The sequence below is a fragment of the Enterobacter sp. WP_7_1 genome (assembly GCF_003688535.1).
Lineage (GTDB): Bacteria > Pseudomonadota > Gammaproteobacteria > Enterobacterales > Enterobacteriaceae > Enterobacter > Enterobacter asburiae.
This window is the reverse complement of sequence record NZ_REFK01000003.1, coordinates 276,271-290,674: the sequence shown is the minus strand read 5'-3', so window position 1 is coordinate 290,674 and position 14,404 is coordinate 276,271. Positions and strand designations below refer to the sequence as shown.

At 56.7% G+C, this 14,404-nt stretch carries 15 protein-coding genes; 5 read left to right on the top strand and 10 right to left on the bottom strand.

Features of this window, described 5'->3' with window-relative positions; translation table 11 throughout:
• The 6 genes from gss to BJ885_RS14585 form a co-directional block, all read right to left on the bottom strand.
• Nucleotides 1-1,863 carry a bifunctional glutathionylspermidine amidase/synthase gene (gene gss / locus BJ885_RS14610; RefSeq protein WP_059347678.1) on the bottom strand — a complete coding sequence of 621 codons (1,863 nt, stop codon included), beginning with the start codon at nucleotides 1,861-1,863 and terminating at the stop codon, nucleotides 1-3.
• Nucleotides 1,864-1,974: 111 nt separating this feature from the next.
• Nucleotides 1,975-2,952: an ABC transporter ATP-binding protein gene (locus tag BJ885_RS14605; RefSeq protein ID WP_121932195.1), complete on the bottom strand. Its 978-nt coding sequence runs from the start codon at nucleotides 2,950-2,952 to the stop codon at nucleotides 1,975-1,977.
• Nucleotides 2,949-3,926 carry an ABC transporter ATP-binding protein gene (locus BJ885_RS14600; RefSeq protein ID WP_121932194.1) on the bottom strand — a complete coding sequence of 326 codons (978 nt, stop codon included), beginning with the start codon at nucleotides 3,924-3,926 and terminating at the stop codon, nucleotides 2,949-2,951. The genes BJ885_RS14605 and BJ885_RS14600 overlap by 4 nt, the downstream gene beginning before the upstream one ends.
• Nucleotides 3,919-4,764: an ABC transporter permease gene (locus BJ885_RS14595; protein ID WP_121932193.1), complete on the bottom strand. Its 846-nt coding sequence runs from the start codon at nucleotides 4,762-4,764 to the stop codon at nucleotides 3,919-3,921. The genes BJ885_RS14600 and BJ885_RS14595 overlap by 8 nt, the downstream gene beginning before the upstream one ends.
• Before the next feature lie 5 nt (nucleotides 4,765-4,769).
• Entirely contained in the window at nucleotides 4,770-5,723 is a 954-nt protein-coding gene (locus BJ885_RS14590; RefSeq protein ID WP_047646342.1) for an ABC transporter permease, read from the bottom strand.
• A 45-nt stretch (nucleotides 5,724-5,768) separates the two neighbouring features.
• Complete coding sequence (locus BJ885_RS14585) at nucleotides 5,769-7,358, bottom strand: ABC transporter substrate-binding protein (RefSeq protein WP_121932192.1); 1,590 nt, start codon at nucleotides 7,356-7,358, stop codon at nucleotides 5,769-5,771.
• Nucleotides 7,359-7,603: 245 nt separating this feature from the next.
• On the opposite strand from BJ885_RS14585, the gene yghU reads away from it, so the two are divergent.
• Together yghU and BJ885_RS14575 are read left to right on the top strand one after the other, a co-directional pair.
• Entirely contained in the window at nucleotides 7,604-8,470 is an 867-nt protein-coding gene (gene yghU, locus BJ885_RS14580; RefSeq protein ID WP_029740721.1) for a glutathione-dependent disulfide-bond oxidoreductase, read from the top strand.
• A 160-nt stretch (nucleotides 8,471-8,630) separates the two neighbouring features.
• A complete protein-coding gene (locus BJ885_RS14575) occupies nucleotides 8,631-8,963 on the top strand; it encodes a hypothetical protein (protein WP_029740720.1) in 333 nt (110 codons plus the stop codon).
• Nucleotides 8,964-9,070: 107 nt separating this feature from the next.
• Here the strand turns inward: BJ885_RS14575 and BJ885_RS14570 are convergent, their stop codons facing one another.
• Nucleotides 9,071-9,325 carry a hypothetical protein gene (locus BJ885_RS14570; protein ID WP_121932191.1) on the bottom strand — a complete coding sequence of 85 codons (255 nt, stop codon included), beginning with the start codon at nucleotides 9,323-9,325 and terminating at the stop codon, nucleotides 9,071-9,073.
• 127 nt (nucleotides 9,326-9,452) lie between these two features.
• Nucleotides 9,453-11,000, bottom strand: coding sequence for a methyl-accepting chemotaxis protein (locus tag BJ885_RS14565; RefSeq protein WP_059347672.1), 1,548 nt, complete (start codon nucleotides 10,998-11,000; stop codon nucleotides 9,453-9,455).
• Between the two features lie 231 nt (nucleotides 11,001-11,231).
• On the opposite strand from BJ885_RS14565, the gene BJ885_RS14560 reads away from it, so the two are divergent.
• Entirely contained in the window at nucleotides 11,232-12,272 is a 1,041-nt protein-coding gene (locus BJ885_RS14560; protein ID WP_121932190.1) for an aldo/keto reductase, read from the top strand.
• A 93-nt stretch (nucleotides 12,273-12,365) separates the two neighbouring features.
• Here the strand turns inward: BJ885_RS14560 and BJ885_RS14555 are convergent, their stop codons facing one another.
• Together BJ885_RS14555 and BJ885_RS14550 are read right to left on the bottom strand one after the other, a co-directional pair.
• A complete protein-coding gene (locus BJ885_RS14555) occupies nucleotides 12,366-12,854 on the bottom strand; it encodes a TIGR00645 family protein (protein ID WP_023309169.1) in 489 nt (162 codons plus the stop codon).
• Nucleotides 12,855-12,935: 81 nt separating this feature from the next.
• Nucleotides 12,936-13,439, bottom strand: a complete 504-nt coding sequence (locus BJ885_RS14550; RefSeq protein ID WP_047646351.1) for an ESA_00282 family adhesion-associated protein — start codon at nucleotides 13,437-13,439, stop codon at nucleotides 12,936-12,938.
• Nucleotides 13,440-13,542: 103 nt separating this feature from the next.
• On the opposite strand from BJ885_RS14550, the gene BJ885_RS14545 reads away from it, so the two are divergent.
• Nucleotides 13,543-13,947, top strand: a complete 405-nt coding sequence (locus BJ885_RS14545) for a hypothetical protein (protein WP_023309171.1) — start codon at nucleotides 13,543-13,545, stop codon at nucleotides 13,945-13,947.
• Nucleotide 13,948: 1 nt separating this feature from the next.
• Nucleotides 13,949-14,398 (top strand): hypothetical protein, encoded by a 450-nt coding sequence (locus tag BJ885_RS14540; protein ID WP_029740716.1) that lies wholly within the window; start codon nucleotides 13,949-13,951, stop codon nucleotides 14,396-14,398.
• Nucleotides 14,399-14,404 lie beyond the last annotated feature (6 nt).

Below are 14,404 nucleotides of genomic sequence, written 5' to 3'. Positions count from 1 at the left end.
CTACTTATCTTTAACCACAATCAGCGGCTCGATATCGCTCTCTTTTTTCACCACCAGCGAGTCATCGCCGCGCAGACAGGTTCCGCCGTAGTTTCCGCCCACGGTGAAGGTGCAGACCTGTATGTACTTGCCGTCGACCTTCGGCAGGCACCACAGCTGCTGGTAGATATTCTTACGGTCGACAAACTTGCCGCTGGATTTATCCAGCAGTTCGTCCTGGGCGCTGATGAGATCGATATTGCTGCCGCAGCGTCCGGCAATCGGCTTGACGGCATAGCCGGTCTGCTTCAGCAGTTCGTTAACCTCAAAATCGGTGTCGAGCAGGTAGCGGTGGTTCGGGAACAGCTGCCACAGGACCGGAAGAATCGCCTTGTTGCCGGGAATCACGGTCCACAGCGGTTCGAAGACCAGCACCTCCGGGCGCAGCAGGACGTCAATCAGTCGCACCTCGCCCTCGGGATGTCCGGTGCGGATCGGCACGGCGGCGTATTCGGTTTCGCTGACCTCGCGGATCTGCTCTATCGCCGTTTCCCACGCCCAGGTTTTCCACACGCAGTTGACGTGGCGACCTTCGTCGTCAATCAGCTGCCCGGCGGCATCCCAGCTGAGCGCCTCCAGCCCGTGCAGGATTTTGGTCTCGAACCCGGCCTGCATCAGCGAACGCTGAATAAAGAGCGCATGATAGTCCTCTTCGACATCGTTGTCCTGCATGATGTGGACGAACGGCCGCGCGTGGCTGTGCTTCCAGGCGCCGGTCAGCTCTTCCAGCAGCCCTTCCGCCGGGTTATGCCCGTTGCCACGATAGCCGTTTTTCACCCACTCTTCGAGAATCAGCCCGCCCTCGGTATGACAGGACGCGGAGTCGGCGTTGTACTCGTAGACCTTAATGCCGCGCTCATCCATGCAGAAATCCATACGACCGGTGATCATATGGTGGCGACGCCACTGCCAGGAGAGGCGCAGGCGCGGCCAGAGGATTTTCGGGATGTCGAAAAGCGCCAGCAGGCTGTCGTCTTTCAGCACCTTGTCCGTCGCGTGCAGGTACATCAGATGCAGTTCGTTGGTGGCCTTGATCAGCTCCTGCTCGGCGCTTTCGGTAATGGTGAAGTACTGGCAGGGATCTTTGTTGATCACATGGCCGTTGGCGCGGATATACGCCTGCTGCAGCGCGTCATTTTCGTTAAGCCATTTTCCGTCGAACTGACGCTTGTTTTTCAGCCGCGCGCCGCTGATTTTCAGCAGTTCGCCGTCGATTTCCGGCTGGGGAATGCTGTGTTCCGCGTCGTCGGTCTGGATCATCCAGCCGAGGATCTCCGTGTCGTTGAAGGTGTCATGGATCGTATAACACCCGTTCTCCACGCTCAGACGCAGCTCGCGCGTCCACTGCTGCCCGAGCGGCAGCGGGGAGTGAATCACGTTCTGCTCCGCAATACGCACCTTATCGTCCAGAAGCTGGGTGATCACCGCCACGTGGCCGGTCTCGTGAAACTCGCCGCCCTTTTGCCAGATCAGCAGCGCTCCGGCGCGCGGCGCGCGTTTTGAACCGTTGGCAAAGGCCTGAAGGGGCAGAATGTTATCGTTCACCACCTGACGCAAAAAGCGCAGGGAGAAGATTTCCCACGCCATGCCGACGTCGGTAAACACAAAGCCATAGTTGAGAAACAGGAAACGGCGGGCAAACTCAACGCACTGCCACTTGTGGCCCATGTATTCGTTGCCGATATAGCTGCGGAAATCCGCGTCTTCCGGGTAGCTGCGCGGGTCCAGACTGCCGTAATTTGAAGAGTAAATCGCCACGCCACCGGGCGCATAGCCTAACAATGTCCCGAATGGCGCATCACTGCTTAACTTTCCTTTACGCATGTATCCAACCTAAAACAGGCAGGCGGCAATTTTTTTAAGGGTTGTCGTCGTCTGCACGTTGTAATTAACCTGACAGAGGGACATTTATCATACACCTGCGCAGCGCATTAACTACATGTTAAACAACCAGCACGCCGCGAAATGCCCTGGCGCAATCTCCTGCATGGCTGGCTCCTGCGTCTGGCAAACCGGCATCGCGTGCGGGCAGCGGCTGCAAAACTTACAGCCCGGCAGCGCGGACGTGGGGCCAGGAATGTCGCCGCGCAGGGTGGCGTCTTCGAGATTGCGGATGCGCGGATCGGGATGGGGAACCGCCGCCAGCAGCGCGCGGGTGTAAGGATGCGCCGGACGCTGATACAGTTCATTCGCCGGGGCTACCTCCACCAGTTTACCGAGATACATCACCCCAATGCGGCTGGAGATATGCCGCACCATGGAGAGATCGTGGGCGATGAACAGATAGGTTAGCCCCAGCTCCTGCTGCAGATCCTGCAGAATATTCACCACCTGCGCCTGCACCGAGACGTCCAGCGCCGAGAGCGGCTCATCGCACAGCACAAATTCAGGATGCACGGACAACGCACGGGCAATACTGATGCGCTGACGCTGCCCGCCGCTGAACTCATGCGGGAACCGTTCAAGGTGTTCGTGCTTGAGCCCTACTTTGTAGAGCAGCGTTTCCGTACGTTCCCGCTGTTCTTCGCGGCTGTAGCCGTGGATCTGCATCGGCTCGGCCACCAGCTGTCGCACCGTCATTCCGGGGTTGAGCGAGGAGTAAGGATCCTGAAAAATCGCCTGCATCCGCTTACGCAGCGGCTTGAGCTCTTTTTCACGGGCGTGGGCGATCGCCTGCCCGGCAAAGTGGATCTCGCCAGAGGTAATATCGAAAAGGCGCAGGATGGCGCGCCCGAGGGTGGATTTTCCGCAGCCGGACTCCCCCACCAGGCCAAACGTTTCGCCGGGCTGGATATCAAAGCTCACGCCGTCAACCGCCTTCACGGCCACGCCTTTACGCAGCAAACCGCCGTTGAGCGGATAGTGCTTGCGCAGATCGCGCACGCTCACTAATGGCGCCTGTTGTTCACTCATGCCTGAATCTCCTTGTCGGCCCATAGCCAGCAGGCGGCGCGATGGCCCTCTCCGGCGGCGTAAAATGCGGGCTGCCGTTCACACTGGGGCATGCGCTTCGGGCAGCGTTCCGCGAACGGACAGCCCGGCGGCGGGTTAAGCAGGCCGGGCGGCGAACCTTCAATGGGCGATAAACGCTGATTCACCTCATCCGGACGCGGCAGCGAGGCGAGCAGCCCCTGGGTGTAAGGATGCGCAGGGCGATAAAAAATGTCCTCCACGCTCCCCTCCTCCATCACCAGCCCGCCATACATCACCACCACGCGGCTGCAGACCTGCGCCACCACGCCGAGATCGTGAGTGATCAGCAAAATCGCGGTCCGGGTTTGCTGTTGCAGACTTTTCAGCAGGCGCAGGATCTGCGCCTGAATGGTCACGTCCAGCGCGGTGGTCGGCTCATCGGCAATCAGCAGCTTCGGGTTGCAGGAGAGCGCAATCGCGATCATCACCCGCTGGCGCATCCCGCCGCTGAACTCGTGGGGATACTGGTCGTATCGGCGTTCCGCCTCGGCAATGCCCACCTGTTCCAGCATGGCGATGGCCGCCGCTTTGGCCGCTTTTTTGCTGAGTCCTTTGTTGCGCATCAGGATCTCAGCCATCTGCTTGCCGATGGTCAGCACCGGGTTCAGGGCGGTCATCGGATCCTGAAAAATCATCGCGATCTCGTTGCCGCGAATGGCGCGCATCTGTGCGGGCGTTTTCTGCGCCAGATCCTCATTCTGGAAGCGAATGCTGCCGCCGGTTATCCGTCCGTTGCTCCCCAGAAGCTGGATAATCGACTTGCAGGTGACGCTTTTCCCGCAGCCCGACTCGCCGACGATGCCGACAAGTTCCCCCGGCTGAACCTGAAAGCTCACGCCGCGCACCGCGTGAACCTCGCCCTCGCGGGTGCGGAACGTGGTTTGCAGGTTCTCAAGGGCTAATAAATTACTCATCGCGATTCGCTCCTGGCTCAAAGGCGGTACGGAACACATCGCCCAGCACGTTAAAGCTGAACACCGTCAGCAGGATCAGAATGCCGGGGAACATCGCCAGCCACGACGCTTCGCCAATATAAGACTGGGCGTTGTTAAGCATGCTTCCCCACGACGCCGCGGGCGCCTGCACGCCCAGCCCTAAAAAGCTCAGGGTTGACTCCATCAGAATGGCCGAGGCGATATTGAGCGTGGCCGCCACGATAATGGTCGGCAGCACGCCGGGAATGATGTGGCGCGCGATAATGCGCAGCGGATGCTCTCCCGACGCGCGGGCATAAAGCACGTACTCGCGCTCTTTCACCGACAGGGTTTCAGCACGCACCAGACGCGACATGTTCATCCACGTCAGCAGGCTGATAATCAGAATGATGTTATCCATGCCCGGCTTGAGGTAAGCATTCACTACCAGCAGCAGGAAGAAGGCCGGAATGGCCATCAGGATATCCACGGCGCGCATCATCAGGTTATCCAGCCAGCCGCCAAAATAGCCGCTCACCGTTCCCACCACCGTGCCGATAAGCGTGGAAAAAAGCATGGCGAGAAAACCGACCATCAGGGAGATCTGGCCGCCATACAGCGCGCGGGTGAAGTAGTCGCGGCCGTATTCGTCGGTGCCAAACCAGTGCGCGGCATCCGGCGGCAACGTGCGCGCGCCGAGCGCCATCCGATCCGGATCGTACGGGCTTAAGCCCGCACAGAGCGCGGCGACAACGAAAATAAAAAGCACAAACAGAGAGAACTGCGCCGGACGGTTGCGGCGCAGCTGGTGACGAACCTGCTGCCAGCGTCTGCTCATCCGGGTTACCTCAGCGTACGAATGCGGGGATCGGCGAAGCGATAAAGCACGTCGGCGATCAGGTTACCGACGATCAGCATCATCGACGAGAGCATGATGATCGCCATAATCAGCGGGTAGTCCAGCGAGGCGATCGACTGGATCCCGAGCAGCCCCATCCCCGGCCAGGAGAAGACGCTTTCCGTCACATAGGCCCCCACAATCAGCTCTCCGAACGACAGGCCGAACAGGGTAATCACCGGCAGCAAGACGTTTTTCAGCACGTGGCGGAACAGAATACTGGAACGCGTGGCGCCGTAGGCAAGCTGGGTCTGCACGTAGTCGGCCGAGAGCTGCGAGATGGTGTTGGAGCGGATGTAGCGCACGTAGCTGGAGAGGTTGTAGAACGTGAGGGCAATACACGGCAGCACGCCGTGACGCAGCAGATCCAGCCCGTTGTCCTCCATGCCGATGGTGCGCATTCCCATGCTGGGGAACCAGTTAAGCTGCACGGCAAAAACGGTGATGAGCAGGATGCCGAACCAGAAAATCGGAACAGAAATGCCGATATAGGCGAATAAATTGAGCAGATGATCCAGCCAGCGGTGCTTAAATGCGCCCGCCAGCAGCCCCAGCGGGATCGCCAGCACGATCGCCATCAGCAGCGACGCGCCCATCAGCCCCAGCGTGGCCGGAATGCGTTCGCCGATCATCTCCAGCACCGGACGGTGGTAGATCAGCGAATAGCCGAGATCGCCCCGCAGGACGTTTTTCAGCCACAGGACGTACTGTGTGACCAGCGGCTTATCCAGCCCCAGGCTCTGGCGAATACGCTCGATGTCTTCCGGGGCCATGCGCGGCGTAATGTACGCCGCCACCGGATCCCCAGGCGCGAGCTTGACCAGCAGAAACGCCACCAGTGAAATAAAGAACAGCATCGGCAGCAGCTGCAGCAGCCGACGCGTGAGGAGTGTGTTCACGACGTGCCCTTACCAAGGCCCCGACCTGACGGCCGGGGCAATTACTTATTTCTGATAGATTTTTGACAGATCCTGGAACAGATAGACCGGTTTCGGCTCCGCTTCCTGGGTGCCGCCGAAGCGCTTGTCCACCGCGACGGTCGCATTTGTGTAGGCGATCGGGTAGTAGGTCATATCGTTCGCCACGGTCTGCTGAATTTGCTTGTAGATATCGGCACGTTTCGCGGCGTCGGTTTCCACTGCGCCTTTATCCCACAGGGCATCAAACTGCGGATTTTTGTAGTGCGCGTAGTTATAGGCTTCGTTGCTCATGAACAGCGATTTGTAACCGTCCGGCTCGGAGCCCATGATGTAGCCGCCCAGGTTCAGCTCCCACGCGGTATTGTTCATATCGAGGCTGCGCTGAGACATGGCGTTGGAGTCCAGCGGCATCAGCTCCACGTTCACCCCAATGCCCTTCAGCGCCTGCTGAATGTAGAGCGCCATGCTCTCCTGGGTTTTGTTGGTGTTCACATACGCCAGGCGCAGCTTGAGGTTGTCCGGCGCGCCGGACGTCTTCAGCAGGTCTTTGGCTTTTTGCAGATCGAATTTGTACTGTTCAACGTCATCCGTCTTGTAAAGCGTATCTGGCGTCAGGAACGACGTTGCCGGTTTAGCGTAGTCCAGCGAGGTAAACGCGGTCTGGGTGAGCTCGTCTTTGTTGATGGCATACGCGATGGCCTGGCGCAGCGCTTTGCTCTTCATCACCGGCACGTTTTGGTTGAACGTCATATAGGCCAGACGGCCTTCCGGATAGACCACGAAGTCAAACTTACCGGTATTTTTCAGGCGGTTCACATCCTGCGGGTCAACCATTTTAAGGTTGATTTCACCGTTTTGCAGCGCAAGGTTAGCGGCGTTGCTGTCTTTAGCGAAACGGTAGGTGACCGAATCAAGCTTCGCTTTGCCGTTCCAGTAATCGTCAAAACGGGTCAGGGCGTAATACTGCCCGGCGCGGTACTCTTTAAATTTGAACGGCCCGGAACCGACCGGCGCATCGTTTTTGGTGCTCTTTTCCAGGTCGCCTTCACCGGCGAACACGTGCTGCGGAATCGGGTAGATCTGTACCAGCGTTCCGGTAAAGGCCGCGCTGACCTGCGGCAATGTGAACTTAACGGTGCGCTCATCCACCTTGCTCACCTGTACCGGCTTGTCGCCGTAGGTGAACATGCTGCGGAAGAAGCTGTGCTGTTTGGCATCCAGCAGCTTGTTGAAGGTGAAGACCACGTCGTCCGCCGTCAGCGGCTGGCCATCCTGCCATTTCAGGTTGGGTTTTAACGTCAGGGTATAGCTCAGGTTGTCGGCAGAAGGCGTCAGGCTTTCCGCCAGGCCCCACTCAATGTTGCCGTTATTAAAGCTGTACAGCGGGGCATAGAGCGCCTGCATGATCGTTAAGGTCGTACGGTCGCTGGCATAGAGCGGATTAACGGCTAACGGGTCGCCGGAGGTAATTCCAATAATTAGCGAACCGCCCTCTTTTGGCGCATCGTTTTTTGCCGCAGCCGCACTGTTTGTCTCTTTATTTTTCGCATCATCACAGCCAGCCAGGCCTAACGCGAGCGAAACCACCACTGCCGATAACAGAAGCTTGCGCATCTCACTAACTCCTTGCCTTATAAAGTTTTTATTACTGCATCTTTTATTTATGTTGAAGCATCATATTCAGCTTTATCGGTTTACGCATTAATTATGAAAATGCGATTTTCGATTAAGCTTATGCCAGATTTGTTATATATAAGCGCCAGAAGGAATAGCGGTTAATTGATTGCGCTCGCAACGTTAAACGCTTCACAAATCTCCTGCTACACTGCCTCAACACATCACTCAAAAGGCAGGCCAACATGTCAGACAACACGTATCAGCCACCAAAAGTGTGGGAATGGAAAAAGAACGGCGGCGGCGCGTTCGCCAATATTAACCGCCCTATTTCCGGCGCGACCCATGAGAAAGATCTGCCCGTAGGCTCCCACCCGCTGCAGCTTTACTCTCTCGGGACACCGAACGGCCAGAAAGTAACGATCATGCTCGAAGAGCTGCTGGCGCTGGGCGTGACGGGCGCGGAATACGACGCATGGTTGATCCGCATCGGCGAGGGCGATCAGTTCTCCAGCGGGTTTGTAGACGTGAACCCAAACTCGAAAATACCGGCGCTGCGTGACCACTCCACGACCCCGCCAACGCGCGTCTTTGAATCCGGCAATATCCTGCTCTATCTGGCAGAGAAATTCGGTCACTTCCTGCCAAAAGATCCGGCGGGACGCACCGAGACCCTGAACTGGCTGTTCTGGCTGCAGGGCGCGGCGCCGTTCCTCGGCGGCGGTTTTGGCCACTTCTACAACTATGCCCCGGTAAAAATTGAGTACGCGATTGACCGCTTCACCATGGAAGCCAAACGCCTGTTCGACGTGCTGGATAAACAGCTGGCGCGCGGTCGCTACGTGGCGGGTGAGGAGTATACCATCGCGGATATCGCCATCTGGCCGTGGTTCGGCTGCGTGGCGTTGGGCAGCGTCTATAACGCCGCCGAGTTCCTCGACGCCGGGAAGTACACCAACGTCCAGCGCTGGGCGAAAGACGTGGCGAATCGCCATGCCGTTAAGCGCGGCCGCATCGTTAACCGCACCAGCGGCGAGCTGAACGAGCAGCTCCACGAGCGCCACGCGGCGAGCGACTTCGATACCAATACGGAAGATAAGCGTCAGGCGTAATGTTCCGCCGGGCGGATCCCCGCCCGGCAACTGAGATCCCTGCCCAGGGCATGATTAGCTTAAAGGTTGAGCCCCTATTGCTGGCACTATCTGGACGTTTTTCTCGCGTCTTAGAGTGAGAAATGACATCTCAACCGACAGCAGTCACAAAGGATCTGTTATGAAACTTATTAAAACAACGCTGGTTATCAGCGCCCTCATTTTTTCCACCTCGGGAATGGCCATCGACAAAACTGCCGCTGGCGCCGTAGCAGGCGCGGCCATTGGTGCGGCCACGGGCAAAGATCTGAAATCAACCGTTGGCGGCGCCGTCGTGGGCGCAGGCACCGGTGCCATGTTCAAAAACGGCGGCAAAGGTAAAGCCGCGCGTAAAGGTGGTGCGGTAGGTGCTGCCGTGGGCGCAGGTGCCGCAGCGGTTACCGGCAAGAGCGTGCTGAAAGGTGCAGCCGTTGGTGCGGGCACGGGCGCGCTGATTGGTGAAGCGACGCACTGATAAATACAGCCGGGCAGCGCTGCGTTTGCCCGGCATGAATCACATTCCCGATGACGCCCTCCGCTTATTGTTCGTGTCTCATCCCTGGATAGTTTCCGTTAACCGTATTAATACTTAATGTCCCGCGCTTTTTGTCTTCCAGACTGTTTCATCTGACGCTTGTCCTGACGGCAGCCGTGATTACTCTGGTTATTGTTCGCTACGCAGGTCTGCTTCACCTGCCGCGACGCGTCGCGGGTTTCCTGCCTGACATCACGCGCCACGCGCCGCTCCTGCGCCTGCTGGGTCGCACTGGCAGAAACCGAGAACAGCATCAGAAAAATGAAAGAAAGGACAGGAATGACAGATAACGATCTGTTCATAGCAACACCTCGAAGAAGAGAGCCCAGAACGTCAGGGGGGTTAGCAAAAGAATAGCAGTTTCAGAAGGGGCTGAATGGGGAAGGCGTTAATAATATAAGGCCGCACAAGGCGGCCTTATACGTTGCGTTATGCCGTCAGGCGGAACTTCTGCACCGAGCGCTGCAGATCTTCGGTCTGGCGCTCCAGCGCCGCCGCCGCGGCAGAAACCTCTTCAACCAGCGAGGCGTTTTGCTGGGTGACGCCGTCCATCTGGGTAATGGCAATCCCGACCTGCGAAATGCCCTTGCTTTGCTCCTCGGAGGCGGAAGCGATTTGCTTCATGATGGTCGTCACTTCCGTCACGTCGCGCAAAATCGCATCCATGGTGGTGCCGGTGTCGCTCACCAGCTGCGCCCCCTGCTCTACGCGGGAAACGGAGTCGGTAATCAGCCCCTCAATCTCTTTGGCCGCGTTGGCGCTGCGGCTTGCCAGGTTGCGAACTTCGCCTGCCACCACCGCGAAACCACGCCCCTGCTCACCCGCGCGCGCCGCTTCAACCGCCGCATTGAGTGCCAGAATATTGGTCTGGAAGGCAATGCTGTTGATCACGTTGGTGATTTCAGCAATTTTCTTCGAGCTTTCCGAAATTCCGCTCATGGTGGTCACCACCTCTTCCACCAGCGAGCCGCCGCGGCTGGCGGTAGTTGAGGCCACATCGGCCAGCTGGCTTGCTTGACGCGCGCTTTCCGCGTTCAGTTTCACCGTGGCGGTCAGCTGTTCCATGCTGGCTGCCGTCTCTTCCAGCGCAGCCGCCTGCTCTTCGGTACGGGAAGAGAGGTCGTTGTTACCGCTGGAGATTTCCGTCGCGCCGCGCCAGATGTTTTCACTGCCGGAGCGAATCGTGCTGACCGCTTCGCGCAGGCTGTCCTGCATAGCGCTCAGCAGCGGCACCAGCTGTCCCACGCAGTTACGACCGAACGGCTCAATGGGCTGGCTGAGATCGCCCTGGGCAATCTGGCGGAACTGCTGGCGAATGCGAGCCAGCGGTTTGACCAGCATCGCCACCAGGTAACGGTCGGTGAAGAGCAGGATCAGCAGGCCGATAATCGTGGCGACGATAATCACCGTGCGGGTCATGCTTGTCAGGCCGTCCACCACCACGCGGGTGCTGTCGAGCGACTTCGCGGCGGCATTGTTGAACTCCTCGGCGGCCGCGCCGAACGCACGGCTCAGCGGCGGCGTGACGTTGTTGGCCTGCTGGCGATACCCCTCCAGAGCCCCCTGCTTCGCCTGCTGCATTTGCGGCGTTACGCCCTGTTCGAGCAGCGCCTGCCAGGAGCCGATCACCCGGGAAGAGATCTGCTCATCCATCGGGCCTGGGGAGATCGCTTTCATCTCGGCCAGTTTCTTGCCCATGTTATCCAGCGCCTGTTGGGCGGAGGCCAAATCTGGCGTGCCGCCTGCGGCTTTGACTTCCATTGCGCGGCTCAGACGGGTCACAAAGCGGAAATATTGATCGTTTCCCTGGCTGAGTACCGTCATCTGTTTAACCAGCTGGCGGTCGACTTCATTGCCATCGGAAACGCGAGAAAGGGACCAGGTGCTGTACAACCCAACGCCCGCCCACATTAAACAAAAGATCCCGAGAATCGTCAGCATGACGAAACGGATCGTGAAATTACGGAGCATATTCATAAGTCTTCCTTGCCGTGAGGGTGAGTTCGCCCAGAGGCGAGTACTACTCTCGTTATCGGCAGGAAAGAGGGAAATTATAACGTTTTGTGATCATTTTTAATTAGCGTGGCTTCACTGGTCGCACAGCTGTCGTTAACCATTAAGCCCGCGCTTAGTGATGTAATTTGTGATGTGGTAAGTTCAGAATGAAAACGTTGTTTCGAAAAATTCATCAATAAGAAAGGAGACATCATGTCCTGGCACCCTTACCCCGGCCGCTATGAGAGTATGCAATATCGTTATTGCGGTAAAAGTGGCCTGCGCCTGCCCGCGCTGTCGCTGGGACTGTGGCATAGCTTCGGCCACGTCCAGCCTCTTGACGCCCAGCGCGCGCTGCTGCGAAAAGCCTTCGACCTCGGCATCACCCATTTCGATCTCGCCAATAACTACGGACCGCCGCCGGGCAGCGCGGAAGAGAATTTCGGCCGCCTGCTGCGTGAGGACTTTGCCGCGTACCGCGACGAGCTGATTATCTCCACCAAGGCGGGTTACGACATGTGGCCAGGGCCGTACGGTTCGGGCGGTTCACGCAAATACCTGCTCGCCAGCCTCGACCAGAGCCTGAAGCGTCTGGGCGTCGAGTACGTGGATATTTTCTATTCCCACCGCGTGGATGAAAACACGCCGATGGAAGAGACGGCCTCTGCGCTGGCCCACGCCGTGCAGAGTGGGAAAGCGATGTATGTCGGCATTTCCTCCTACTCGACCGATCGCACGCAGAAAATGGCCGAGCTGCTGCGCGAGTGGAAGATCCCGCTGCTGATCCACCAGCCGTCCTATAACCTGCTTAACCGCTGGGTCGATAAGACCGGCTTGCTGGATGCGCTGGAAGCAAACGGTACGGGGTGTATCGCCTTCACCCCGCTGGCGCAGGGGCTGCTGACCGGAAAATACCTGAACGGTATTCCTGAAGGTTCACGCATGCAGCGCGAAGGGAATAAAGCGCGCGGCCTGACGCAGAAGATGCTGACCGACGCCAACCTGAGCAGCCTTCGCCTGCTGAATGAGATGGCGCAGGCGCGCGGACAAACCATGGCGCAGATGGCGCTAAGCTGGCTGCTGAAAGATGCGCGCGTGACGTCCGTGCTAATTGGCGCAAGCCGCCCGGAACAGCTGGAAGAGAATGTTCAGGCGCTGGAAAACCTGCGCTTTACGGAGGACGAACTCAAGCGGATTGACCAGCATGTTGCGGATGGGGAGTTGAATCTGTGGCAGGCGTCGTCGGATAAATAGTGCGGTCTGATGCCCTCACCCCGGCCCTCTCCCACAGGGAGAGGGAGCTAACTATTCCCTCTCCCTGTGGGAGAGGGCTAGGGTGAGGGGAAATTACTTCTTACTGATCTTATCCAGATACCCCATCACAAACGCAGACAGCACAAACGTCAGGTGGATGATGACGTACCACATCAGTTTGTTATCCGGCACGTTCTTCGCGTCCATAAACACGCGAAGCAGGTGGATAGAGGAGATCGCCACAATCGACGCGGCCACTTTATTCTTCAGCGACGAAGCATCCATTTTGCCCAGCCAGCTGAGCTTCTCTTTACGCTCGTCGATATCGAGCTGGGAGACAAAATTCTCGTAGCCGGAGAACATCACCATCACCAGCAGCCCGCCCACCAGGGTCATATCCACCAGCGACAGCAGAACCAGAATCAGATCCGCTTCGGCAATAGAAAAAATGTTCGGCAGAACATGCCAGATTTCCTGAAAGAACTTAATCGTCAGCGCGATAAGTGCCAGCGAGAGGCCAAAATAGACGGGGGCCAGTATCCAGCGAGAGGCGTACATGGCATTTTCAAAAAAGCGTTCCATAAAGTCCTGTTTGCAAAAGAAACCAGCGCCCAGTATATCTCAACGGCGCTGGCTGTTTGCAATAACTCAACGGTACGTCATTCAGACGTTGTCTGGGTTAACCTCGGGACGTGCATACTCCGGCCAGACAAGCCCCACCAGTTCAGGATAGGCTTCCAGACTGAACTCGCGAAAACACTGACGCAAATTTAATACGTCCAGATCGGAATAAGAGACCTTCTCGCCGTTAAGGCAGCGCTTTTTAATATTGTCATAATATTTATAGACTGCTGAATTCAGATCGCTACAGCGACGCTGCGCCTCAAACAGTCCGGGCGTGTCATTAATTTCCGACATTTTCATGCGCTTAATTGTCGCGTGTAAAAAGTCGATATATTCGTGGTTCACCCGCCAGTACCAGACAGGCGTAACGGAGTTCATCAATACAGAGAAATGGTCTTCCCCTTCCTCTTTTGTCATCAGTTCAGGTTGCGGGGGTTCACTGGTGTCTTTCGACACTTTTGTTTTATTGAATTCCTGCATCAATAAAAGCACACCAGCGGTCAGTAATAGTAATGTGATGACCGTAAAAAAGATGCTGTTCATGGGTAGGCTCCATTTTTTTTGATTTTAAATTTGCCTCATGATATTGTCAACGAATCTCACGCCTTTACCAACCCCACCCTGTTGAAAATAAAGGAAATTAAAAATGCTGCCCGACTATCTCGTCCCGGCTAAGTACCACATTACGCCTGTGGAACAGCAACCGACGGAAGCAGAAAAAGAGGCCAGTTTCACTCAGGGGAAAAGAAAGCTCTCTGATTTCGAGCCCGATATATTAATTGGTGTTTCCCGAACTGGCAAATCCCGAAATATGTTGCTGGAAGAGCACGATCGCCATATAAAAGACCGCTTATTTCGCGCCATAAAAATTGAAGCCTTTGTCCACCTGCTGAATGACCTCCAGGCCGAGGGTGAAATAGATGCCCAGAAACTAAGTCAAATAATGGCCGAGAAAACCGAAGAAATTAATGAAGCGGGCAATGAAATTTGGCTTAATTTAATTACGCGCGAAAAAAACAACCCAATTTTTTATAGCCTGGGGGAAGATTAACGTGAAAGAAGTTAAAAACAACGACGTTTATTTGACTTTAGATGATAAAAAAAGTGATGAATTTATCTTAAAGCAAAATCTCGACGCGCTGAGAAACACAAAAAATGACGAGATGACGCGTATTACACAAGACCTGGTATCGATCCCGGCGACGCTGGTTCGTCTGAAATGGCAGAATCGCCGTGAAATTTATCCGCTACAGGTCAAAGAAGAGATTTACGGTGCCGTGATGAACGCCATCATAGAACAGCGTCCCGAGCTGAAAGAGAAGCTTCTCGGACGTCTTGAGGCCAATTATCAGTATCTGCTTGCCAGAGAAATCGCCACCCTGCGTCTGACGCGCAAGCTGTCCGACGGTGAGTATCGTACCTCAAACGTCACCTGCGTGGCGCTGGATGAGGACGCGCTGGCAACCCCCTCTACCGCACCGACGGATAGCAAAAACGCATAAACCGAC